This window comes from Streptomyces sp. CGMCC 4.7035 (assembly GCF_031583065.1).
GTDB lineage: Bacteria > Actinomycetota > Actinomycetes > Streptomycetales > Streptomycetaceae > Streptomyces > Streptomyces yaanensis.
On record NZ_CP134053.1, the window covers coordinates 6,924,619 to 6,948,120 of the forward strand.

Annotated in this window: 21 protein-coding genes and 2 tRNA genes; 17 read left to right on the top strand and 6 right to left on the bottom strand. The window is 72.1% G+C overall.

Going from position 1 to position 23,502, the window contains the following annotated elements:
• Positions 1-89 precede the first annotated feature (89 nt).
• On the top strand, positions 90-635 hold the full coding sequence (locus tag Q2K21_RS30430; protein ID WP_310777398.1) for a hypothetical protein: 546 nt from the start codon (positions 90-92) through the stop codon (positions 633-635).
• 46 nt (positions 636-681) lie between these two features.
• Here Q2K21_RS30430 and Q2K21_RS30435 read toward each other — a convergent pair whose 3' ends face one another.
• Together Q2K21_RS30435 and Q2K21_RS30440 are read right to left on the bottom strand one after the other, a co-directional pair.
• The gene (locus tag Q2K21_RS30435; RefSeq protein ID WP_310777400.1) at positions 682-1,548 is read right to left on the bottom strand and encodes a spermidine synthase; all 867 of its coding nucleotides are present in this window, start codon (positions 1,546-1,548) and stop codon (positions 682-684) included.
• 82 nt (positions 1,549-1,630) lie between these two features.
• Positions 1,631-2,080, bottom strand: a complete 450-nt coding sequence (locus Q2K21_RS30440) for a hypothetical protein (protein ID WP_386276590.1) — start codon at positions 2,078-2,080, stop codon at positions 1,631-1,633.
• Positions 2,081-2,366: 286 nt separating this feature from the next.
• On the opposite strand from Q2K21_RS30440, the gene Q2K21_RS30445 reads away from it, so the two are divergent.
• Positions 2,367-3,914, top strand: coding sequence for an ATP-binding protein (locus tag Q2K21_RS30445; protein WP_310777402.1), 1,548 nt, complete (start codon positions 2,367-2,369; stop codon positions 3,912-3,914).
• Between the two features lie 164 nt (positions 3,915-4,078).
• On the opposite strand, the gene Q2K21_RS30450 is transcribed toward Q2K21_RS30445, so the two are convergent.
• A complete protein-coding gene (locus Q2K21_RS30450) occupies positions 4,079-4,675 on the bottom strand; it encodes a histidine phosphatase family protein (protein WP_310777405.1) in 597 nt (198 codons plus the stop codon).
• Positions 4,676-4,862: 187 nt separating this feature from the next.
• Here Q2K21_RS30450 and Q2K21_RS30455 point away from each other — a divergent pair, with 187 nt between their 5' ends.
• The 7 genes from Q2K21_RS30455 (at position 4,863) to Q2K21_RS30485 (ending at position 11,615) form a co-directional block, all read left to right on the top strand.
• A complete protein-coding gene (locus Q2K21_RS30455) occupies positions 4,863-5,816 on the top strand; it encodes a phosphatase PAP2 family protein (RefSeq protein WP_310777408.1) in 954 nt (317 codons plus the stop codon).
• Positions 5,767-6,945 carry a hypothetical protein gene (locus tag Q2K21_RS30460; protein ID WP_310777411.1) on the top strand — a complete coding sequence of 393 codons (1,179 nt, stop codon included), beginning with the start codon at positions 5,767-5,769 and terminating at the stop codon, positions 6,943-6,945. Before Q2K21_RS30455 ends, Q2K21_RS30460 begins: the two co-directional genes overlap by 50 nt.
• Positions 6,936-8,528 (top strand): hypothetical protein, encoded by a 1,593-nt coding sequence (locus Q2K21_RS30465; protein WP_310777414.1) that lies wholly within the window; start codon positions 6,936-6,938, stop codon positions 8,526-8,528. Before Q2K21_RS30460 ends, Q2K21_RS30465 begins: the two co-directional genes overlap by 10 nt.
• Positions 8,525-9,877, top strand: a complete 1,353-nt coding sequence (locus tag Q2K21_RS30470; RefSeq protein ID WP_310777417.1) for an AAA domain-containing protein — start codon at positions 8,525-8,527, stop codon at positions 9,875-9,877. Before Q2K21_RS30465 ends, Q2K21_RS30470 begins: the two co-directional genes overlap by 4 nt.
• Before the next feature lie 539 nt (positions 9,878-10,416).
• Positions 10,417-10,782, top strand: a complete 366-nt coding sequence (locus tag Q2K21_RS30475) for a hypothetical protein (protein WP_310777420.1) — start codon at positions 10,417-10,419, stop codon at positions 10,780-10,782.
• A gap of 139 nt (positions 10,783-10,921) precedes the next feature.
• Positions 10,922-11,551: a bifunctional DNA primase/polymerase gene (locus Q2K21_RS30480; protein WP_310777424.1), complete on the top strand. Its 630-nt coding sequence runs from the start codon at positions 10,922-10,924 to the stop codon at positions 11,549-11,551.
• Positions 11,542-11,615 (top strand) — tRNA-Lys (locus tag Q2K21_RS30485). The genes Q2K21_RS30480 and Q2K21_RS30485 overlap by 10 nt, the downstream gene beginning before the upstream one ends.
• Positions 11,616-11,878: 263 nt before the next feature.
• Here the strand turns inward: Q2K21_RS30485 and Q2K21_RS30490 are convergent.
• On the bottom strand, positions 11,879-13,258 hold the full coding sequence (locus Q2K21_RS30490; protein ID WP_310777427.1) for a M6 family metalloprotease domain-containing protein: 1,380 nt from the start codon (positions 13,256-13,258) through the stop codon (positions 11,879-11,881).
• Between the two features lie 463 nt (positions 13,259-13,721).
• Between Q2K21_RS30490 and Q2K21_RS30495 the strand changes: the two genes are divergently transcribed.
• Entirely contained in the window at positions 13,722-15,620 is a 1,899-nt protein-coding gene (locus tag Q2K21_RS30495) for a putative bifunctional diguanylate cyclase/phosphodiesterase (RefSeq protein WP_310777430.1), read from the top strand.
• 20 nt (positions 15,621-15,640) lie between these two features.
• Here the strand turns inward: Q2K21_RS30495 and Q2K21_RS30500 are convergent, their stop codons facing one another.
• On the bottom strand, positions 15,641-16,729 hold the full coding sequence (locus Q2K21_RS30500) for an LLM class flavin-dependent oxidoreductase (RefSeq protein ID WP_310781334.1): 1,089 nt from the start codon (positions 16,727-16,729) through the stop codon (positions 15,641-15,643).
• Positions 16,730-16,925: 196 nt separating this feature from the next.
• Entirely contained in the window at positions 16,926-17,657 is a 732-nt protein-coding gene (locus Q2K21_RS30505) for a maleate cis-trans isomerase family protein (RefSeq protein WP_310777432.1), read from the bottom strand.
• A 364-nt stretch (positions 17,658-18,021) separates the two neighbouring features.
• Between Q2K21_RS30505 and Q2K21_RS30510 the strand changes: the two genes are divergently transcribed.
• The 7 genes from Q2K21_RS30510 to Q2K21_RS30540 all read left to right on the top strand — a co-directional run bounded on the left by Q2K21_RS30510 (position 18,022) and on the right by Q2K21_RS30540 (position 23,375).
• A complete protein-coding gene (locus tag Q2K21_RS30510; RefSeq protein ID WP_310777435.1) occupies positions 18,022-18,999 on the top strand; it encodes a D-2-hydroxyacid dehydrogenase in 978 nt (325 codons plus the stop codon).
• 146 nt (positions 19,000-19,145) lie between these two features.
• Entirely contained in the window at positions 19,146-20,063 is a 918-nt protein-coding gene (gene ehuB, locus Q2K21_RS30515; RefSeq protein ID WP_310777438.1) for an ectoine/hydroxyectoine ABC transporter substrate-binding protein EhuB, read from the top strand.
• On the top strand, positions 20,060-20,758 hold the full coding sequence (ehuC, locus tag Q2K21_RS30520; RefSeq protein WP_310777440.1) for an ectoine/hydroxyectoine ABC transporter permease subunit EhuC: 699 nt from the start codon (positions 20,060-20,062) through the stop codon (positions 20,756-20,758). The genes ehuB and ehuC overlap by 4 nt, the downstream gene beginning before the upstream one ends.
• Positions 20,755-21,405 (top strand): ectoine/hydroxyectoine ABC transporter permease subunit EhuD, encoded by a 651-nt coding sequence (gene ehuD / locus Q2K21_RS30525; protein WP_310777443.1) that lies wholly within the window; start codon positions 20,755-20,757, stop codon positions 21,403-21,405. The genes ehuC and ehuD overlap by 4 nt, the downstream gene beginning before the upstream one ends.
• A gap of 10 nt (positions 21,406-21,415) precedes the next feature.
• Positions 21,416-22,192, top strand: a complete 777-nt coding sequence (gene ehuA, locus Q2K21_RS30530; protein ID WP_310781335.1) for an ectoine/hydroxyectoine ABC transporter ATP-binding protein EhuA — start codon at positions 21,416-21,418, stop codon at positions 22,190-22,192.
• Positions 22,193-22,395: 203 nt separating this feature from the next.
• Positions 22,396-23,154, top strand: coding sequence for an IclR family transcriptional regulator (locus tag Q2K21_RS30535; RefSeq protein WP_310777446.1), 759 nt, complete (start codon positions 22,396-22,398; stop codon positions 23,152-23,154).
• A gap of 147 nt (positions 23,155-23,301) precedes the next feature.
• Positions 23,302-23,375 (top strand) — tRNA-Lys (locus tag Q2K21_RS30540).
• Positions 23,376-23,502: the final 127 nt, after the last annotated feature.

The window sequence follows — 23,502 nt, forward strand, 5'->3', positions numbered from 1 at the left end:
GTGGACAACTCCGCGTACAGCAACGGGACAAACGGAACTGTGTGCGACTCCTGAGACACCCATGGGGCGTGTGAGGCAGTATGGCCGGGATGCTCAGAGGACTCGTACACGTACTGGCATGGTCGCTCGCCACGGGCGCGGCGGTCACGCTGTCGTGGTGGGGTGTCCACACGGTGATGGCGGGGACCGCGTACGACCCGCCGCGCGCCCTGCCCATCTCGGCGGGCGGCGCGACGACGCAGGGGACCAAGCCGCTGACGTCGTCGACAGAGCGGCCGGAGCCGTCGAAGAGCCCGGACCACAAGTCCACGCGGAGCCCGGCACCGAGCCCCTCGAAGAAGACCGGCGCGAGCACGGCCCCCGAATCCTCCCCGGCCTCGCCCTCCTCCGCGTCGTCGCCCTCCTCTTCGTCCGGCCGGGTCAGGAGTTACGACACCGACGGCGGGCGGGTCGTCTTCGACCTCGGGAAGACGTCCGCGACCTTGGTGACCGCCACGCCGGGCCCTGGCTGGTCGATGCAGGTGTGGAAGACGGAGACGTGGATCCGCGTGGAGTTCAGTTCGGGCGCCGACCGGGTGTCGGTCTTCTGCGCCTGGCACGACGGCCCGCCCCATGTGGACATCGGGAACTACTAGGCGAACCACCGGTCATGGGGCGGTAGGAGCCGTCGGCTGTTTCGGCTCAGCGGAACACCGAGGGCGGTGGTGCCGGTGACGCCACCGCCGCCGCGTCCGTGACCGCCGCCGCGCCGCCCGTGTAGTCCGCCAGCGCCTTGCCGTGCTCCACGCGCGCGGGGTGCGGGTCCGAGGCGGCGCGGCGGGTCAGTTCGGCGACCGGGAGCGGGTGACCGGAGGCGACCAGGACCGCGTTGCCGAAGCGCCTGCCACGCAGTACGGCCGGGTCGGCGACCAGCGCCAGTTCGGGGAAGACGGCCGCGGCGGTCGAGATCTGACCGCGCAGATGGGCCAGCGGCGGGCCGTCCGCGAGGTTGGCCGCGTACAGCCCTCCGTCCTTCAGCACCCGGCGGACGTCCGCGAGGAACTCGACCGATGTCAAATGCGCGGGAGTGCGCGCCCCACTGAACACATCCGCGATAACCAGGTCCGCCCAGCCGTCCGGAACCTTCGCGAGACCCTCGCGGGCGTCCGTGGAGCGCACCCGGATGCGGGCGTTGGGATCCAAGGGCAACGCACGGCGGACGAGTTGGACGAGCGCCGCGTCGCGTTCGACGATCTGCTGGGTGGAGCGGGGGCGGGTGGCCGCGAGGTAGCGGGCGAGGGTGAACGCGCCGCCGCCGAGGTGCACGGCGTGCAGGGGCCGGCCGGGCGGGGCGGCCAGGTCGATGACGTGGCCGAGGCGCCGCTGGTACTCGAAGCTCAGATACGCCGGGTCGTCGAGGTCGACGTGCGACTGCGGGGCGCCGTCGATGAGGAGGGTCCAGGCGCGCGCCCGGTCCCGGTCGGGTATCAACTGGGCAAGCCCGCCGTCGACCGCCTCGACGACAGCCTCGGCGGCCTGCCCGCGCCGCGCATTCCGTGACCTGCCCATCCCGCCATTATCGGGGGGAACACAAAGGGCGGCCCATCGGCGGCCTCAGGGCGTCCGACCGGCTCGGAGAGTTACCGAACGCCTACCGACAGTTGTCCGCGGCCTCGATCAGCCGGGCCGCCTCCCCGAGCGCCTCTCGCAGCACCACCGGGTCCGTGGCCGGTTCCGCGTCGCCCGGAGGCAACAGCCAGCCGGTGCCCTCGACCGGGGGCCCCGGGGCGGCGAGGCCCATGCCGCGTCCGTCCGTCTGCGTACATGTGCTGCCCGGTACGTCCCACGCGTCCGCCGTGCCCGGCGGGACCAGGAAGCCGAGGGTGTCGCAGCCGTCGTCGTGAAGGACGGGCCCGACGCAGTCGCCCGCGCCGCGACGGAGGATGTCGACCGCCTCCAGTCCCTGCCGGGCCGGGACGGTCACGAGGTCGGGGGCCTGGAGCGGCGGCGCGCCGCATTCCGGGGTCGGCACATGACGCGCGGTCGACGACTGCGTACGGAACTCGGCGTTCTGCCTGGCGTGCATCCCGGCCTCCAACATGGAACCCCTCCTCGACGAATGAGTTGGGTCGGGAGTTCGGGGGGCTCCCGGTCCGCGGGGTTCAACGCGCGAGAGCGTCAACGGCTACGGCGCAACACTGCCGCAAAGGATGGCAGTTCATGGCAGATCACGCATGAGATATCCGGTTTGTAGCCAAACCTCGCATGGCAACAGCCGTGGGGCAGGTACGTTCTTGCACCGCCGGACACAGGGAACCAACTGGCACCACGCGGACAAGTCACCCTGAACCGGCATGGTTCGACGGTTCGTAAGAGAGGGCCCGGCCATGAGCTCGTCCCAGTCCCCCCGGCCACCGCGGCCGAACGTCGCCTTCCGGCGCCTGCGCGGACAGCGCTCGCCGGGCGAGTTCGCCGCGGCCGTACGGCGCGCCGCACGCGAGATCGGCGAGCGGGTCAGCTGTGACGCGCGGTACATCGGGCGCGTCGAGGCGGGCGAGATCCGGTGCCCCAACTACGCGTACGAACGGGTGTTCCTGCACATGTTCCCCGGTCGCACGCTCGCGGACCTGGGCTTCGCGCCCCGCTCCGCGGTACGCGGCCGAGGGGCGCGAGCCGCCGACGAGGCGCCTCCCCCACACACCGGCAGCCGCCCGTACGCCCCCGGTGAGACGTGGGAGGCGCACGAGACGTATGGCACCCCGGACACGCCTCACAAGCCTCACACGCCAGATACCTCGGACACCGACACCTCAGACACCTCAGACACCGACACCTCAAACACCCCGGAAACCTACGAGACGCACGAGTCGTACGGCACGCACGCGTACGACGAACAGAACCACGAGGAGAGCGACGTGCAGCGTCGCGCATTCATGACCGGCGGCACCGTCACCGTGGCGGCCGCCTCCCTGGGCCCCTTCGGGCTCACCTTCGGCGACCCGGCAGCGGCCGCCGAACGCCCCGTCCACCGCGCGGGTTCGTCCGAGGTGGGCGCGCTCGAAGAGGCCGTACGCAGGATCCGCCTGCTCGACGACCGGCACGGCGCGGACGGCCTCTACCGGCGCGCCTCGGCCCCCCTGCGCACTGCGTACGCACTGCTCGACGCGGGCACGACCCGGCAGGTGGTCGCGGACCGGCTGTACGCGGGCGCGGGCGAACTGGCCATCTCGGTGGGATGGTTGGCGCACGACTCGGGCCGCTTCGACGACGCCCGCTCGCACTACGCGGAGGCGCTGGCGACGGCCCGGATGTGCGGGGACCCGGCCCTGGAGGCGCACGCGTTCTGCAACACGGCGTTCCTCGCGCGCGACGCCGGCCGGCCGCGCGAGGCCGTACGGGCTGCACAGGCGGCCCAGCGCGCCGCGCGCCCGCTCGGCTCGCACCGCCTGATGTCGCTGCTGGCCCTACGAGAGGCAGGCGGCTGGGCGGGGCTCGCGGACCGGGCGGGTTGCGAGCAGGCACTGGCCCGGGCCCAGGCCCTGTTCGAGCGGGGACCGTCGGAGGCGGACCCCGAGTGGATGACCTTCTACGGAGAGGCCGAACTGGAGGGCCTGGAGGCGCAGTGCTGGTCGACGCTGGGCGACTGGCCGCGCGCGGCCCGCCACGCCCGGCGCGCCGCGCAGCTCCAGGACCCGCACTTCACCCGGAACATCGCCCTGTACACGGCGGAACTGGCGGACGACCTGGCGCGCGGCGGCCGCCCCGACGAGGCGGCCCTGGCCGGCCTGCGCGTCCTGGACCTGCTGGACGAGGTCCAGTCGTCCAGAATCCAGACGATGCTGGCAGGCACGGCGAGGCTGCTGCTGCCGCACAGGCGGGCGTCGGGGGTGTCGGCGTTCCTGGACCGCCACGCGTCGCTACCGCGTAGTGCTTGACCGCTCAAGGGTGGCGTTGCCCGGGGGTGGGTCGCGCGGCCCGGCGCTTACGGGGTGCCTCCCCCGAGCTCTTCGAGCAGGGGGACCCCCAGCGCCCACCCGTGCCGCCCTGGGGGTCCCCCCAGGCCCTTAAAGGCACTGGGGGAGGCAACGACTGCCCGCAGCTACGGCGCCAGGTGCCCCAGGTCGTTCCACGACTCGATCGCCGGCTCCCCGTAGGCCCACCCAAGCACCGAAAGAGACGTCGGGTTGAGACGAATACGTGCGGCGAACTCCAGCGGCAGCCCCAACCACCGCGCCCCGATGGACCGCAGAATGTGCCCGTGCGCGAACACCAGCACATCCCGCTCCGCCGCCCGCGCCCACGCGACGACCTCGTCCGCGCGCGCGGAGACCTCCGCCAGGCTCTCCCCCTCGGGGACGCCGTCGCGCCAGATGAGCCAGCCCGGCCGGACCGCCTGGATCTCGGCCGGGGTCATCCCCTCGTACGCCCCGTAGTCCCACTCCATCAACGTGTCCCAGGTGCTCGCCCGCTCACCGAACCCGGCGAGTTCGCACGTCTCACGCGCGCGTGAGAGCGGGCTCGTACGCACCTCGACGTCCGGCAGCCCCTCGAACGGCGCCCGGTGCAGCCGCTCCCCCAGGAGCTTGGCACCCCGCCGCCCCTCCTCCAGGAGCGGCACGTCGGTCCTGCCGGTGTGCTTGCCGGACAGCGACCATTCCGTCTGTCCGTGCCGGGCCAGCAGGATGCGCGGTGCCATGAGGGGCCTTTCCGGGAGAAATCAGCAAGGAAGTCACTCCATCATCGCGCACGCCCTCCGCGGGCAACCCAGAGGGCGACCCCTGCGTCTTTGAGGGCCGGGGGCGCCCCACGGAAGCGGGCGCATACACCGTAAAGTGACACGACCGGGCCACGGGGCCGCTGAGCGAAGGGGGAGGGCGAATCGGATGCCGCAGGCCGAGAAACCAGGCACCGGGGTGAGCCCGCTGACCCGGCTGCGGTGGTGGACCGAGCTGCCGTTGATCCTGCTGGTGTACGTCTCGTACTCCGCGGGCCGGCTCCTCGCCCGGGGCGACGTCTCCAGCGCCGTCGACCACGGCCTGGCGATCCTGCGCCTGGAGAAGGCGCTGCACATCAACGCCGAGCACCCGCTGAACCGTCTCTTCACCCGCGAGGCATGGCTCGGCATACCGGCCGACTTCTGGTACGCGTCGCTGCACTACCTGGTGACGCCGGCGCTCCTCGTGTGGCTCTTCAAACGCCGCGCGGCCCACTACCGGGCGGCCCGCACCTGGCTGATGACGTCCACGTTCATCGGCCTGATCGGCTTCACCCTGCTGCCGACCTGCCCGCCCCGCCTGCTCTCCGCGGGCCACGGCTTCGTCGACACCATGGCCCAGTACAGCTCGTACGGCTGGTGGGGCGGCGAGGCGAGCGCGCCGCGGGGTCTGGGCGGTATGACGAACCAGTACGCGGCGATGCCGAGCCTGCACGTCGGCTGGGCGCTGTGGTGCGGAGTGATGCTGTGGCTGTACGGCGGCGCGCGCTGGACCAAGGCCGCGGGTGTCGCGTATGCGCTGCTGACCGCCGTCGTCGTGATGGGCACCGCGAACCACTACCTCCTGGACGCGGTCGCGGGCGCCGTCGTCATGGGCGTCGGCTTCCTGCTGGCCCGGCCGGTGATGCGGGCGGCGGACGCGGTCAGGGCCCGGCTGGGCGTGCGGTCGGCGGCCGTCCCGGAGACCTCGGGGACCGCAGGTTCCCCAATTGTCAGTGGCGGGTGCCAGACTTCGACGGGTGAGCGAATTCCCCGACAGCGCAACTCCCGCCGCGGGCAGGGAGTCGAGCCGGGTGCCTCTCCCGCGGACGCGGGGGACGGCGCTGCGGCAGCGGCTCGCTGAGCTGCGCGGCCCGTCCGTACCGCCCAAGGCGCTCGACGCGCGCGCTCTCGCCGCGCTCGCCGCGAACCCGGGGTGCCGACGGCGCGCGCTCCTGGACGGCGCGGGGGTGAACAAGGCGGCGCTGGCCGACGCGCTGGGCGCGCCGTCGGCGTTCGGACAGTCGCAGTTCGCCTTCATGCGGGGCAACGCGTTCGAGGCGCGGGTCAAGGCGGACGGCGGCGCGGAGCTGCTGCGGCTGGTGCACCAGAAGCTGGACCCGACCGCCGAGGCTCCCGAAGAACCCCTCGTTCCCGACCTCACCGCCGTCGGCCCTCAGGGGCGTGCCACGCGTACGGAGCTGGCGTTGCGCGAGGCGGGCGAGGCGCGCACCTGGGCGCTGCTCGACCACCCCATGCTCGCCCTCGACGTCGCGGGCTCCCCCGCGTTCCTGGAGCCGGACGCGGTGGTGGTGCACCCGGACGGCAGCTGGACGGTCGTGGAGATCAAGTCCTTCCCGATGCTGGACGGCTCGGCGGACCCGGCGAAGGTGGGGGCGGCCGCGCGGCAGGCCGCGGTGTACGTGCTGGCGCTGGAGGAGGTCGCCGCCCGCCTCTCCCAGGACAGCGCCCCCGCGCCCCTCAGCGCGGAGCCGGAGGGGCGCGGCGCAAAGAATCACGTGCGCCACCGGATCCTGTTGGTGTGCCCCAAGGACTTCTCCAACCTGCCGGCCGCGTCCCCCGTCGACATCCGCAAGCAGCGCGCGGTCACCCGGCGCCAGCTGGCGCGTCTCACCCGTATCGAGGAGATCGCGGACACCCTCCCCGAGGGCACGTGCTTCGCGCCCGACCTCCCCCAGCAGGAGCTGACGGCCGCCGTCGAGTCGGTCCCGGCGACCTATGCGCCCGAGTGCCTCGCCGCCTGTGAACTGGCCTTCCACTGCCGCGACCGCTCCCGCGCGCAGGGCGCGGTGACATCCCTGGGGCGGTCGCTGCGGGCCGAGCTGGGCGGCCTGACGACGGTGGACGACGTTCTGGCGGCCGCCCACGGCACGACCGGGGACCCGGACGACCCCGCGGTGGCGGCACTCCGCAGGGCGGCCGAGCTGCGGGCGGAGGCACTCGCCTGCCGGGAGGACGCCGTATGTCGCTGATCGCCACGCTCTCCCGCCTGGAGGCCGTGCGGTCCGGCCGCGCGCAGCCCATCGCCACCGTCCGGCACCGGCACGTGTCCGAGCGGCCCCTCGTCTTCGTGCCGCTCATCACCGCCGGCGAGGCGGGAGCACCGCTCGGGGCGCTCGTCGGCACCGACCGGGACGCGCCCCGGCTGCTCGTGGTGCCGCAGCCGCGCGACCGCGACCTGAGGTTCGCGTTCCTCGCCGACCTCGCGGACGTCGTCCTGCCGTACCTCGACGCGTACGCCGAAGCGGTGGAGCCCGCCGAGCGCACCGAGACCGACCCGGAGACCGGCAAGCGGGTCAAGGTCGAGGTCGACCTGTGCGCGGACGCCCCGCAGTTGATCGTGCCGAGCCGGGCGGGCATCGACTTCGTACGGCTGCTCGGGCGCTCCATGCGCTTCCGCCGCACCGCCGAGCAGGACCCGGAAACTCCGCATCCGGCGCCCCCGCGGGTGCCGCTCCTCGGCCGCTGGCTCACCCACTTCGGGGAGCGGGCCCGGGTCCCCGGCTCCTCGCTGCTGCAGGCCCTGACCGAAGTGCTGACGCGGCACTGGGCGACCGGGCAGTCCTCCCTGGAGGACCAGCACCTGGGCGCGCTGCTGGCCTGGATCGACCCGCCGGAGGGCACCTCGGGCGCGGACGCGGCGCTGCGGGCCGAGCTGGCGCGGGACGCGGACGGCCAGTTGCTGTGCCCGCCGGCCGGACCCGCCACCGACCCGGCCTTCGACAACAAGCTCCTCGCCCCGGCCATCGAGCGCTACGACCGCGCGCGGACCCGGCTCGCCGCCGCCGAGGACGGCGTGGAGGCGGACGACCGGTTCGGTGAACTCACCGCCGCCGAACGGGAGATCCGTGCCCTCGTCGAGAGCCGTACGCGCCCGACCTGGGACGCGGTCTGGCGCGGGCTCGACCTGCTGCGCGCGCTGCCGGAGGGGGCGCACGTCGCGGACCGGTGGACGCGTGACCGCTGGTCGTTCACCGGCCACCGGGACCGGGTCGCCGCCGGGGAGCCGCCGCAGCCACGCCGCGACGACGCGGTCACCGCGGCGAACAAGCTCGCCACGCGCGAGCGGGAACAGGCCCGCCTCGATGCCCAGGAGGCGCTCGACGACCCGCTCGTCATGGCGGGGCGGCGGCTCGGCGGGGAGGCGTTCGCGGGTGAGGTCACGGATGTCGTGATGACGTACAGCGAGGGCAAGCGGCCTAGCCCGCGCCCGCTGGTGACCGTACGGACGGAGGACCGGCCGCATCTCGGGGAGCGTACGAAGGTGTACCGGTCACTGGGCGGCAAGCCGCAGGCGGCCGAGTTCGTGGGGGACGAGGGCGACGGCCTGGTGGTCCTGCGCATCGTCGACAAGATGGGCCGCGGCAAGGAGCCGGAGGCCGGGTCCGTGCCCGAGAAGGGCGACCGCGTCTGTTTCACGCTCTTCGAGCACGAGCAGCGCGGCGGGGCGAAGCTGCCCGAACCGGAGGAGACGCCGTGGACGCACGGCGGGCCGCCGGGCGAGTCCGACGCAGTACCGCAGCCCGATCCGGTGACCGAGGAGGACGTCCTTTGACCGTGTTCGCCCCGCCCGGCAAGGCCTTCGATCCGGGGGCCGCGGCCACCCGGGCCACCGAGGCGATCCTGCGCGACACGCTGCACGGAGCGCACCGTGGGGTCGTCGTCGACTCGCCGCCGGGCGCCGGAAAGTCGACGCTCGTCGTGCGGGCCGCGCTGGAACTCGCGTCCGCCGGGCGGCCCCTGATGGTGATCGCACAGACGAACGCGCAGGTCGACGATCTGGTGGTGCGGCTGGCGGAGAAGGATCCCGACGTTCCGGTCGGCCGGCTGCACAGCAGCGACCCGGACCCGTACGACAAGGCGCTCGACGACCTGCCGAATGTGCGGAAGTCGACGAAGGCGGGGGACCTGGCCGGCCTGGACGTCGTCATCTCGACCGCCGCCAAGTGGGCGCATGTCAAGGACGTGGAGCCGTGGCGGCACGCGATCGTCGACGAGGCGTACCAGATGCGCTCGGACGCGCTGCTGGCGGTGGCGGGCCTGTTCGAACGGGCGCTGTTCGTCGGCGACCCGGGGCAGCTGGACCCGTTCGCGATCGTGGGGGCGGAGCAGTGGGCCGGGCTGTCGTACGACCCGTCCGCCTCCGCGGTGACGACGCTCCTGGCCCACAACCCCGAGCTGCCGCAGCACCGGCTGCCGGTGTCGTGGCGGCTGCCGGCGTCGGCGGCGCCGCTGGTGTCGGACGCGTTCTACCCGTTCACGCCGTTCCGCAGCGGTACGGGGCACGGGGACCGGCGGCTCACGTTCGGGGTGGCCTCGGACGGCTCGGGTGCCGACCGGGTGATCGACGAGGCGGCGGAGACGGGCTGGGGACTGCTGGAGCTGCCCGCCCGGCACACCCCGCGCACTGATCCGGAGGCGGTGCGGGCGGTGGCGACGGTCGTGCGGCGGCTGCTGGACCGGGGCGGGGCGGCGGTCTCGGAGCAGGCGGAGGAGCCGGTGCCGCTGACGGCTGACCGGATCGCCGTCGGCACGGCGCACCGGGACCAGGCGGCGGCGGTGCGCTCCGCGCTGGCGGACCTCGGGGTGACGGACGTGACGGTGGACACGGCCAACCGGCTCCAGGGCCGGGAGTTCGACGTCACGGTGGTGCTGCATCCGCTGTCAGGCCGCCCGGACGCGACGGCGTTCCATCTGGAGACAGGCCGCCTGTGCGTGCTCGCGTCCCGCCACCGGCACGCGTGCATCGTGGTGTGCCGGGCCGGGGTGACGGAGCTGCTGGACGACCATCCGTCGTCGGAGCCGGTGCAGCTGGGGGTGACGGTGAAGTTCCCGGACGGCTGGGAGGCGAACCACGCGGTGCTGGCGCATCTGTCGGAGCACCGGGTGGCTTGGCGGCCGTGAGCGGGGGCTTTCGGTCTGGCCCGTCGGCCACGGCCGACCGGGAATATCGTGTGGTCGCGGAGGCTTGAGACTGCCGGACGCGCCGATCGCGCTCACGCGGGCGGTTGGTTTCGCCCCCGCCGCCCCTACCCTTCCCGTCCCCAGGGGCTCCGCCCCTTCGACCCCGCCGGGGGCTCCGCCCCCTGAACCCCTCGCGGGGACTACGTCCCCTGCACCCCTCCCGGGGCTCCGCCCCCTGCACCCCTCCCGGGGCTCCGCCCCCTGAACCCCGCCAGGGCCTCGCCCCTGAACCCCCGGGGCTTCGCCCCTTTTCGGGGGCCAGCCCCCGGACCCCCGCTCCTCAAACGCCGGAGGGGCTGAATTTGCTGGAGGGCTGAATCCCCCGGCGCTGCCGACCCACTCGCCCCTACTCATTGCCGTGCGGGCAGATGCGCGGATGTCTCGCGCCGCGCGCGTCCCCGCCCCCTTGTGTCGTCGCGAGACAATGGACGGTGGCCCATCCGAAAGGCGCCACTCGAACCCTACGAGGAGGACAAGACATGGCGGAGCCCACGCCGCGTCGGAACGAGCCGCGGCTACGCCCCGCGCCCCTGCTCTTCGAGCCCGCGGAGGCGGCCTCCGACCCGGAGCACTTCTTCGACCTGGAGTCGATCGACGACCCGCGCGCCCTGCTGGCCCGGGCCACGGAGCTGACGCAGGCGTTTCGCGCGGCGGCCGACCGGGCGGTGGAGTACCAGGCGATCGCCGCCGCACAGCTCGCCGATCCGCGCCGCTTCGACCGGCTCACGCCTGCGGCCATCGCCGAGCAGGCCGAGTGGACCGAGGACTACGCGAAGAAGATGGTGGAGTTCGGGCGCGATCTGCTGCGGGGCGCCGATGCCACCGGGCCGGAGAACCTGGGCTGAGCGCACGCCGACCGTGCCGCACGCTGAGTGATCTTCTGGCATATGCCGAGCGGGCAAGATACTCCGCTCCACCCCGTCCTGTCCCGGTTTTCCGCAACCCACCGAGACAGCTCGCTCACCGCCGGTACACCTGGTTGCCATGAGCAGTCGAACGCCGTTCACCGAGTCCTCCGCCGCACCCCTTCCCAACCGGTTCGACGTCTCGGACGTCACCTCGGAGGGCGCCGCGTGGCTCGCCTCGGCAGGAACGTATCCGCGTAGCACGCTCGCGTACTGGGCGGAGCGCCCCACCGCCCCGGTCGTGCTGCCCTGCGGCACCTCGTTCGACGTCGTCAACACGCCCGCGATCTTCGGGCGGCGCATGCTCGACCGGCTGTGGGACGAGGGGCCGGGCTCCGGGCCCGTCGCCGCGCATCGGGGCCGGATGCTGCTGTTCACGGCGCCCGGCACGGCCCGGCGGCTGCCGGCGCTGCTCGACTGGGAGGAGTGGGGCGGCCGCACCCACGCGATTCCGCCGTTGCTGTGCCACGGCCCCGGGGACGCGGTGACCATACCCGCGGCCCACCGCGACGGCTCCGGCGCCACCCACCTCGCCTCCCGCTGGCTGGTGGCGCCCGACACCCGTCACCCTTGGCTTCCGGGGCCGGAGGTCGTGCTCTGGGCGGCCGTCCGAGCGGCCCGTGCGGCCACCTCCGCCGCCGTACGCATATCGATTTTTCCTCCCGCCGACCAGGATGCTAATGTCTACGACGTCAGCAGGCGCCGCTAGCTCAGTTGGTTAGAGCAGCTGACTCTTAATCAGCGGGTCCGGGGTTCGAGTCCCTGGCGGCGCACGATGACGATGGCGATCCGTGTTCGCGTTCAGCGCGAAGCGGGTCGCCATCGTCGTATGCGCTCCAGCCTTTCTCGCCTTTCGTCATCGTCGTCGTATTCCCTCGATCATCGTCGTGCCCCGTCGAGCATCGCCGCCCTCCATCGATCAACGCCGTCTTCCGTCGATCATCGCCGTCTTATGCGTGGCAGCGGCGTCTTATGCGTGGCATGGGCGTCTTATGCGTGGCATCGGCGTCTTCCGGGCGGCGACGCCGCACGCGCGTCACTTCCTCGTGACCCGCACCGTCCATGCTCCGGTAGCCGTCCGGTCCTCCACCTCCACGCGCACCCCGTCCCCCGGCACCGTGAAGCTCTCCCCGACGCCCACGGGGGCGTCCGCGAGGGAGGGGTAGACCGAGTTGGCCCAGCACGCCGCGGAGTGCGGGTGGGCGTCCAGGACCTCGATCGGGCCGCCCCCGGACGCCGTCTCGCCGCGGACGCGGTAGACGAGGGCGCCCTGCGTGCAGACCGAGTCGTCGTTCCCCACCGCCCCGCGCGCCTCGATGGCGAGCACACTGTCGGGACCCGTCCGCACGACCGCCAGCTTGGCGCCGCGCCCCGCACCGAACGCCTGCGCGCCGGGCCCGAGGACCCGCACGCCGGCGGCGCGCGCCGCGCCCGTCACCCCGGTCCCCCAGAGTGTGCCCGCGTTCACCGGCACCTCCGGCGCCCCGGCCGGCCCGGTCCCCAGCGACTCCAGCGTCAGCCGCGTGCTCCCCGCGCCGCGTACGCACACCACCTGGCGGCGGTCCAGCCACCCCAGCTTCCACTTGTGCCAGGCGAACAGGTCCGGCGCCAGGCCGAACTGGCTGCCCATGAGGTCCCAGTCGCCGACGTATGTGTCCCAGTCGCCCTTGCCGTCCGTGGGACGGTGGTAGAGGTCGGGCAGGTCGAAGACATGGCCCGTCTCGTGCGCGAGGACGAGCCGGTCCGGCGGATGCTTCTCGAAGACCGTGACCACCCGGCGGATGTCCTTGCCGTCCACCCGCAGCGGGGTGTCGAGGTTGACCACCTTCGTGGCGTCCGAGTCGACGCCGGGCGCGTCCGGGTCGGCCACCAGGTACACGATGTCGTACCGCGAGAAGTCGACGTCCTTGTCCGCCGCGGCGATCGCGTCACGCAGATACGCGGACCGGTGCTCGGGGCTCCAGTCGCGCTGTATGGCGTACGAGGTGGAGGGGTGGGGCATCCGGATCCAGTGGCGCACCGGATGGGGGCGCAGCGTGAACCGGCCGTAGGAGGCGCGTTCGAAGAACGTGCTGGTGGCCGGGAAGTGGTCCGCGGTCAGCTCGTCCGGCGTGGTCGTGGGTGCCGAGTCCGGGAAGGACAGGAAGACCATGACCGCGTCGAGCGGGCGGTCGGGGCGCACATAGGAGGCGTTCCAGGTGTCCACGCCCTCCGAGTGGTGCGCCGCGCTGCGCCGGAGTTCGCACGGCGCGTCCAGCGGCTCGGCGAGGGCGGGGCCCGTGATGAGCGAGGTCGCGACCAGTGCCGTCATCGACGTGGCGACGGCCGCGGTGCTGCGCAGTGCGGGCGCCCGGTCCCGGACGAGCCCCTTCAGGGTCTCGCGGGTGAGCCCCGTGAGGGGGAGCGGACGCGGCACGTCGACCTCCGGGTGCGGTTCTCTGAACTCACACCCAGCCTTGTCCTACTTGTATGACTACGCCCTGTTTGCCTGCCCCGGAAGGGTGAGACGCCATCAGTCGGGGGAAAGGCCAGAAGGGAGCCGCGACGGCCGGGGGAGGCGCAGTGCGGGGCGGGAGCGAAGGACGGCGCACGAGCACCGAGGGGGCGGCCGACGTGGGCCGACGCCCCCAATACTCACGGAACGTCACAACCAAGGGGCGCCTGATAGACGGGGGTCCGGTGCGGGCAGAAACGATCTGTCAGAACATGTGCTCGTTCCGGGACACTGGACAGTGGCTGGTAGGCCTTTGGGGCAGCCTCTATGATCGGCACACTTTCCTGCACGAACACAGCTTGTGCGGCCGCCCATCACGCGGCCGTCGACCCCGACGAGACCCACGAGATCCGTATGAAGAACGAGTGAACTGCGGGAGCGAACGGTGAGCGGAACGTCCGAAGGGCCGGCGCCCGCGGCAGACCTCGTCGGCCGGGCCGTCACGGAAAGTCACGATGACCCCTCGATGGGTGTGTCCATGCCACCGCCCCTCGCGGGGGCACCCCCCTGCCCGCCCCCTACCGGAACGCCACCGCTCTCCCCCGTCGCCCGACCCCAACCCGTCGCCTCCGGCGCCGCGTTCGCCGTCGCGCCCCTGGCCATGGCGGTCGTCGACCGGGAGGGCCTGGTCACCGGCGCCAACGACGCGATGGGCTCACTGCTCGGCACCGGCGCGGAGGGGCTGGTCGGGAAGGTCGCCGCCGACCTGGTGGACCTGTCCTCCGACGCCCGCACCTGGCACGCGTACCGCGAGGTGCTGCGCGGCCGTCAGGCCCGGCTGCGCTGCACGCGCCGCCTCAAACACCCCGACGGGCACTCGCTCTGGGTCCAGGTCACCGTCACACCGCTGCCCGAGACCGAGAAGGCCGTCCTCCTCTCGGTCGCCGACATCAGCGCCCGGCGTGAACTCCAGGCGCGACTACGGCACTTGCAGATGCACGACCCGGTGACCCGGCTGCCCAACCGCACGCTGTTCTTCGAACGCCTGTCGGCCGCCCTGGAGGCGGAGTCGTACGAGGAGAGCGGAACCGGCCGGATCGGGCTGTGCTATCTGGACCTCGACGGCTTCAAGGCGGTCAACGACACGCTCGGCCACCGCGTCGGCGACCGGCTGCTCGCGGCCGTCGCGGAGCGTCTGACGGGCTGCGCGGACGAGGCCGGCCGCACAAGACCCGCCACTCCCCTGGTGGCCAGGCTGGGCGGCGACGAGTTCGCGCTGCTCGTGGAGGACTCGACGGGCACCGACCAACTCGCCGAGCTGGCCGAGTCGGTGCTCAAGGCGATCCAGGCGCCGTTCGACCTGTCCGGGCAGCGGCTGTCGGTCTCCGCGTCCATCGGTGTCGTGGAGCGGCACGCCGCCGGGACGACGGCGACCGGTCTGATGCAGGCGGCCGATACGACGCTGTACTGGGCGAAGGCCGACGGCAAGGCCCGCTGGACCCTGTTCGACCCCGAGCGCAACGCCCACCGTATGACCCGTCAGGCCCTCTCCTCCGGTCTGCGCCCGGCCATCGAGCGGGGCGAGTTCGCCCTGGAGTACCAGCCGTTGGTGGGCATGGAGGACGGAAGGGTGCTGGGGGTCGAGGCGTTGGTGCGCTGGCACCACCCGCAGTTCGGCACGTTGACGCCGAATCGGTTCATCGGCCTGGCCGAGGAGGACGGCTCGATCGTCCAGCTCGGGCGCTGGGCGCTGAGGACCGCCTGTCGTCAGGCGCGCCGCTGGCAGCTGGAACGCCCGGACGAGCCGCCGATCTTCGTGAGCGTGAACGTGGCGGTGCGTCAGGTCTGGGACTCCGACCTGGTGGCGGACGTGGCGGGCACCCTCGCGGAGACGGGACTCGCCCCCCATCTGCTCCAGCTGGAGCTGACCGAGTCCGCGGTGATGGGCTCGGCGGGCCGCCCGCTCCAGGCCCTCCAGGCGCTCAGCGACATGGGGGTGCGCATCGCGATCGACGACTTCGGAACGGGCTACTCCAACCTCGCCTACCTCAGCCGACTACCGGTGTCGGTCCTGAAACTGGACGGCTCGTTCGTCCGCGGCTTCCAGTACGAGGGCACGGACGCCCATCCCAACCCCGCGGACGAGGTCATCGTCGAGGCCATGATCCAGCTCGCCCACCGGCTGGGCCTGACGGTCACCGCCGAGTGCGTGGAGACGTCCGCGCAGGCCACCCGGCTGCGCCGGATCGGCTGCGACACCGGCCAGGGGTGGCTGTACTCGCGGCCGGTGCCGCCGGATCGTATCTCCGAGCTGGTGGACCCGGAGGCCTGCCACCGGTCCTGACCGTCAGGGCCCTTCCGCGCTCACGCGGTCGGCAGCCCGTAGGCATCCGCGATCAGTTCGTACGAGCGCAGGCGCAGGTCACCGCGGTGGGCATGGGACGTGAGCATCAACTCGTCGGCGCCGGTGCGCTTCTGGAGGTCGTCGAGGCCCGTACGGACCTCGTCCGGCGTGCCGTGGATGATGTTCGAGGTCCAGGAGTCGGCGAACTCCTGTTCCAGCGGGCTGAACTCGTGCGCCTCGGCGTCCTCCGGGGAGGGGAAGAGGCCGGGGCGGCCGCTGCGCAGCCGGATCATGTTCAGGGCGGTGGCCCGCACCTGGCGGCGGGCCTCCTGCTCGTCGTCGGTGGCGAGCGCGGAGACGCCGATGAGGGCGTACGGCGCGTCGAGGACCTCGGACGGGCGGAAGGACTCGCGGTACAGGTCGAGCGCCGGAATGGTGTTCTGCGCCGAGAAGTGGTGGGCGAAGGCGAAGGGCAGTCCGAGCATCCCGGACAGGCGGGCGCTGAAGCCGGAGGAGCCCAGCAGCCAGATCGGCGGGCGGTGCGGGGACTGGACGCCGCCCGGGGAGGTGGCCTGGATCGGGCCCGGGACCGCGTGGATGCGGGAGTACGGGTGGCCGTCCGGGAAGTCGTCGTCGAGGAAGCGGGTCAGCTCGGCGAGCTGCTCGGGGAAGTCGTCGGCGCCCTCGTGAAGGCGGTCCGTGCGGCGCAGGGCGGCGGCCGTGGCGCCGTCCGTGCCGGGGGCGCGCCCGAGGCCCAGATCGATACGGCCGGGGGCCATGGCCTCCAGCGTGCCGAACTGCTCCGCGATGACCAGCGGAGCGTGGTTCGGGAGCATCACGCCGCCCGAGCCGAGCCGGATGCGGTCCGTGTGGGCGGCCAGGTGGGCCAGGATCACCGCGGGGGAGGAGGAGGCCACGCCCGGCATGGAGTGGTGCTCGGCGACCCAGTAGCGGTGGAAGCCACGGGACTCCGCGAGACGGGAGAGCGCGACGCCGGTGCGCAGGGCGTCGGTGGCGGTGCTGCCGGCGCCGACGGTGACCAGGTCCAGTACGGAAAGGGGAACGGGTGCGGTGCCCTGTGCCGTGCCTCGGATCTTGTCCACCGGGATGCCTCCTGTATGTGCGTCGCGTCTCCCGCACCGCTAACAGGAGGCAGTCCCCGGTTATTCCCGCCTCGGTTGTTACGGCCTCCGCTGTTCCCGCCTCCGTTGTTCCCGCCTCCGCAGTTCCCTCCCCGGTTGTTCCCGCCTCCGTTGTTCCCGCCCCGCTTGTTACCGCCCGCCACCGCAGGCACGCAGGCGCCTGTCACACCTGGACGATCGGCTCCTTGGTGAACAGAGTCCCCAGTTCGGGTGCGTTCACCCGGCGGTCCACCAGCCGCAGCGCCTCCCACACCGTGACCTGGTTCGCGGTGAGGACCGGCTTGGCCAGCGCCCCCTCCAGGGCCGTGACGTGCGCGGCCGTATGGAGTGCCGTGTCCGGGAGCAGGACCACGTCGGCCTCCGCGTGGTCGCCCCGATGGGCGAACGCCAGCACTTCCTCGGCGCCCCAGCCGCAGACCTCCGCCGCCGTGGCGGCCCCCGCGCCACTGACCGACACGACGTCCACCCCTGCCGCCCTCAGGAACTCGGCGAACAGACCCACCACGTCGTCCGGGTACGTCGCAGCGACCGCCACCCGCCGCGCCCCGAGCTCCCGCACCGCGTGCACAAAGGCGAACGAGGTGGAGGAGGCCGGCATCCCGGCGGTGCGCGCGAGGGCGCGCACCTGCTCGTGGGCGCCCTCCCAGCCGTGCACGAAGCTCCCGCTGGTGCACGCCCACACCACCGCCTCGGCACCCGCGAGCCGCAGGTCCTCGACGCCCGCCGCGAGCCGTCGTGGTGAGCCCAGTTCGCGCAGCGCGTCCAACCGGTGGGTGTCCTCGCCGATGTCGGTGTGCACGAGGTCCACCCGGATGTCGCTGCCCAGCAACTGCTCGATGCGCGGATAGTCGTCCTCGGCGAAGTGGCCCGGGTAGAGGAATCCGAGTGCGGTCATGCCCAACCTTCCTGTTCTCGCGGCAGTACGTCCCTGGTGTGCTGCCTGTCCCCCACGGCCCGAAGGACGTGGGAGGTGCCCCCTCCAGCAGAGCCTGAGGGGGACCCACCGCCCGGGTACCCAGGTGACGCGAAGCCGCCCACATCGTCACCTGGTTGGCCGTAAAGGACGTCGGCCGCGGGACACCACGACGAGACCGCGGCGCCTTGCGAAGGGCCGGACCGGGGCCGTGCGAGGGGACGACGGCCGTGCGTTCCGACCGTGTTGACGGCGGTGGGTTCGGGTGCGAACGTGGTCCGTCCGCGCATGTCAGACGCCCGGTCGGCCGCTTCCGGCAGCCGCCGAACGGAGAAACGGTTCCCGCATGACCGCTCCCCCGCCCGGCCCCACTCTGCCGCCCCGCCCCACCCTCCTCGTCCTGGACGCCGAGCCGCTTCCCCGGCTCGGCCGGCTCACCGGGCGGGTGCGGATCGAGCACGCGGACGCTTCCACGCTCGCCGAACGGCTGCCGTACGCCGACGTCCTGCTCGTCTGGGACTTCACCTCCCACGCGGTGCGTGACGCCTGGCCCGGCGAGGGTCCGCGGCCGCGCTGGGTGCACACGGCGAGCGCGGGCGTGGACCATCTGATGTCCCCCGAACTCGCCGCGTCCACCACGGTGGTGACGAACGCGCGCGGCATCTTCGAGCGGCCCGTCGCCGAGTACGTGGCCGCGCTCGTCCTCGCCATGGCCAAGGATCTGCCGCGGACGTGGGACCTCCAGCGGGAGCGGGAGTGGCGGCACCGCGACGCGATGCGGGTCGCGGGCACGCGCGCGTGCGTGGTGGGTTCCGGACCGATCGGGCGGACGATCGCCCGTACGCTCAAGGCGCTCGACGTCACGACGGCGATCGTGGGCCGCGTCCCGCGCACCGGCATCCACGGCCCTGCCGACCTCGACCGGCTGATGGCCCGCGCCGACTGGGTGATCGCGGCGGCGCCGCTGACCGAGCAGACGCACGGCATGTTCGACGCCCGCCGCTTCGGCGTCATGCAGCCCTCGGCCCGCTTCATCAATGTCGCGCGCGGGCAGCTCGTCGTCGAGGAGGCGCTGGCGGACGCGCTGTCGAAGCGGTGGATCGCGGGCGCGGCACTGGACGTCTTCCAGCACGAACCGCTCACTCCGGACAGCCCATTGTGGCGGGTCCCGGGCCTGCTCGTGTCCCCGCACATGAGCGGCGACACGGTGGGCTGGCGGGACGCGCTCGGGGCGCAGTTCGTGGAGCTGTACGAGCGGTGGGCGGCGGGGAGGCCGCTGCTGAACGTGGTCGACAAGAAGCGGGGATACGTTCCCGGCCACTGATACGCGCTCGTCGAGTCGGCGTCCGACTGCCGGGCGAACCGGCCGGACGGGCTGAAGATTCAGCCCCTCCGGCGTTTGAGGAGCGGGGGTCCAGGGGGCGGAGCCCCCTGGGAATACATCGCATGGTCCCGGGTAGCCGCGCGCCCATGGCTCCCCCACCGACCCACGACACACGGAAATCCACAACCACCCGCCGCTCGCTGCTCACCGGCATCGCCGCGCTCAGTGTGCCCGCGGCGGCCGGCTGCAGCCGCGTGGCCACGGCGTCCGGCTCCGCGTCGGGCACGCGCGGCGGCGATCTGCTCAGCCGGCTCAGGGCCCAGGGCGTGGTCCGGCTCGGCATCGCCGGTGAGATCCCCTTCGGCTATATCGACAAGAACGGCAACCTCACCGGCGAGGCCCCGGAACTGGCGAAGGTCGTCTTCAGACGCCTCGGCATCGACCGCGTCCAGCCCGTGCCGACCGAGTTCGGCTCGCTGATCCCGGGGCTGAACTCCCAGCAGTTCGACGTCGTATCCGCCGGGATGTACGTCAACCCGGAACGCTGCCGGCAGGTCATCTTCGCCGACCCCGACTACCGGATGCTCGACTCGTTCGTCGTGCGGAAGGGCAATCCGAAGGGCCTGCACGACTACCGGGACGTCGTCGAGAAGAAGGCGAAGTTCGCCACCGGGACGGGATACGCCGAGATCCAGTACGCCGTCGAGGCCGGCTACCCGCAGAGCGACATCCTGATCGTCCCCGACCAGGTCGCCGGCCTGAACGCCGTCGAGGCCGGGCGCGCGGACGTGTTCGCCGGGACCGCCGTCACCACCCGTGAGGTCGTCAAGAAGTCCCGTACCGCGGAGGCCACGAAACCCTTCGCGCCCCTCGTGAACGGCACACCGCACGTCGACGGCGGCGCCTTCGCCTTCCGGCGCACCGAGACACGGCTGCGGGACGCCTTCAACGCCGAGCTGAAGAAGTTGCGCGCGAACGGCGAACTCCTCCGCATCCTGCGCCCGTTCGGTTTCACCAAGGCCGAGATGACCGACATGACCGCGAAGGAGCTGTGCCGCGGATGACCTCGGGCCTCTGGGAACTCGTACTGAAAGGGACCTGGACCACGATCCAGCTCCTCGTGCTCAGCGCGCTGCTCGCGGCGGCCGTCTCCTTCACCGTCGGCATCGCCCGCACCCACCGCCGGTGGATCGTCCGCTTCCTGGCCGCCTGCTACACCGAGGTGCTCCGCGGCACCTCCGCCCTGATCATGATCTTCTGGGTGTTCTTCGTGCTGCCGCTCGCCTTCGGCTGGCAGCTGGTACCGATGTGGGCGGGCACGCTCGCACTCGGGCTGACCTACGGGGCGTACGGCGCCGAGATCGTGCGCGGCGCCCTGAACGCCGTCGACCCGGCGCAGCGCGAGGGCGGGATCGCGCTGAGCTTCACTCCCGGGCAGCGGATGCGGAAGATCCTGCTGCCCCAGGCGGTGCCGGAGATGATCCCGTCGTTCTGCAACCTGCTGGTCGAACTGCTCAAGGGCACCGCGCTGGTCTCCATCATGGGCATGGGCGACCTGGCCTTCAGCGGCAACCTGGTGCGGCTCGCGTTGCAGGAGAGCGCGCAGATCTACGCGTACATCCTGATCGTCTACTTCGCGATCGCCTTCCTGCTCACCCGGCTGATGCGGGCTCTGGAGCGGCGGCTCAAGGCGGGCGTCGGAAAGGCGCCCGAGCCCCGTCTCTCCGTCCGGCAGACCGTCGGAGGTGGTGTCTCGTGAACTGGGACTGGAGTGCCGTCGCCGACTTCATGCCGCACTTCCGGGACGGCCTGCTGGTCACCCTGGAGGCGCTGGCCCTCGGCTCGCTGATCTCGTTCGCCCTCGGTCTGCTGTGGGCCATGCTGATGCGCACCCGGACCCGCTGGGTGCGCTGGCCGGTCGGGACCGTGACCGAGTTCGTCCGCGACACCCCGCTGCTGGTGCAGTTGTTCTTCCTCTTCTACGTGCTGCCCGAGTGGGGCCTCACCTTCTCCGCGCTGACCACCGGTGTCGTCGCGATCGGCCTGCACTACTCGACGTACACGATGCAGGTCTACCGCGCCGGCATCGAGGCCGTGCCCGCCGGTCAGTGGGAGGCCGCCACCGCGCTGAGCCTGCCGTCACGGCGCATCTGGACCGCGGTGATCCTGCCGCAGGCGATCCGCCGGGTCGTCCCCGCACTCGGCAACTACGTGATCGCGATGCTCAAGGACACACCGATGCTGATGGCGATCACCGTCCTCGACATGCTCGGCGAGGCGCGGCTCTTCTCGCAGCAGCACTTCCGGTTCACCGAGCCACTCACCGTCATCGGTGTGGCTTTCGTCCTGATCTCCTGTCCCGCCTCCCTCCTCCTGCGAGCCCTGGAGCGACGTCTTGTCCGCTGACACCCCCCTGATGAAGGAACCCGACGCCCACACCGACCCGTCGGCGGCCACCGGTGAACTGATCCGCTTCGAGCAGGTCACCAAGCGCTTCGGCGGCCACACGGTCCTCGATCGGCTCGACTTCTCGGTCGCCGCGGGCAGGCACGTCACGCTGATCGGCCCCTCGGGATCCGGGAAGACCACGATCCTGCGGTTGCTGATGACCCTGGCCGAGCCCGACGAGGGCACGATCACGGTCGGCGGGCAGCGGCTCTTCCCGGCCCCCGAGAAGCAGGTCCGGGAGATCCGCAAGAACATCGGGATGGTGTTCCAGCAGTTCAACCTGTTCCCGAACATGAAGGTGCTGCGCAACATCACCGAGGCGCCGGTCACGGTCCTCGGCCTGTCGAAGGACGAGGCCGAGCAGCGGGCGCGCGAGCTGCTCGACCTGGTGGGGCTCGGCGACCACCTGGACAAATACCCGAGCCAGCTCTCCGGCGGCCAGCAGCAGCGCGTGGCGATCGCCCGGGCCCTGGCGATGCGCCCGCAGGTGCTGCTGCTCGACGAGGTGACGTCCGCGCTCGACCCGGAGCTGGTCGCCGGCGTCCTCGACGTCCTCCGGGACATCGCCCGCACCACGGACATCACGATGCTCTGTGTGACGCACGAGATGAGCTTCGCCCGGGACATCTCGGACCAGGTCCTGATGTTTGATTCCGGCCAAGTCGTCGAGTCGGGTTCCCCGGAGAAGATTTTCAGCGCGCCCGAGCACGGACGCACCAGGGAATTTCTGAGCGCAGTGCTCTGATGACGGAAAGTGAAAACGGCGATCCCACCAGGTCCGGGCGGCCGGTTCATGACCGTGGAATATGCCAGGGTGGCGCGTTCCTGTTGAGGGGCCCGAACACATCGTGAAGTTCGTCAACACGCGCTCCCTGACAAGCCCTTGAGCCTTATCGTGGAGTAAGCCAAGCTGTCCCGAGAATGGCCCAAAAAGCGCAGGGGGAGACCGTGGCGCTGACCCATGAGCCGACCGCTCCGTACCACTCGGCACAGGACGCCCTGCGCGTCCTGGAGACGGTGGCACGGCACTCCGCCGGTGTCACCGACACCGAGCTGGCCCGCCAGACCGGCCTCCGCACCGAGCGCCTGACCTCGCTCCTGCGGATGTTGCGCAGGGAGGGGTACGTCGAACAGACCGCCGACGGCGCGTACGTCACCGGCGCCGCGTTCAGCCGCCTCAGCGCCGCCCACGGGCGTGAGCAGGCGCTGCGCGAGAAGCTCCAGCACACGCTCGACCAGCTGCGCGACTCGGTGGGCGCCGCGGTCTACATCAGCCGCTACATCGACGGCGAGGTGCAGGTCACCCAGTGCGCCGAGGGCCCCGCGACGCCCGCGGTGCACGAGTGGGTGGACTTCCGCTCCTCGGCCCACGCCAGCGCGGTCGGCAAGAGCCTGCTCGGCCAGCTCGACCACAACGGCCGCCGCGACCACCTCGCCCGGCACAAGATGGCCCGGCTCACCTCGCGGACGATCACCAGCGAGAGGGTCCTGATGTCCCGCCTGGACGCCCACCCGCCCACGGTCCCGGTGCTCGACCTCCAGGAATACGCGGTCGGCACGGTCTGCGCGGCCGTCCCGATCACCGCGGGCTCCTCGGTCGGCTGTCTGGCCCTGTCCCTGCCGGTCGAGCACGCCCACCGGCTGCGCCAGGCGGCGGAGCGGCTGAACGAGGGGGCGGCCCCGGTCCTGCTGTCGCTCGCGATCTGAGAGCGGTGACGAGCACCGCCGAGGGCGGTGACGACCATTGTCCGGGGGTGGTGACGGGGACCATCCGAGGGTGGTCACAAGCATCCCTCCGGACCAGGTAGTATTTCTTTTGTCGCCGGACGCGAGAGCGAAAAAGCGACAGAGTCTGCGCCGCTAGCTCAGTTGGTTAGAGCAGCTGACTCTTAATCAGCGGGTCCGGGGTTCGAGTCCCTGGCGGCGCACGATGACGATGGCGAGCCGTGTTCGCAGAAAGCGCGAACCGGCTCGCCATCTCTGTTTTTGCGCGGCTTCGCCGCGCGTTGTGGGGGCTCCGCCACCCACACCCCCCTCGCCTTGGCCGGGCCCGGA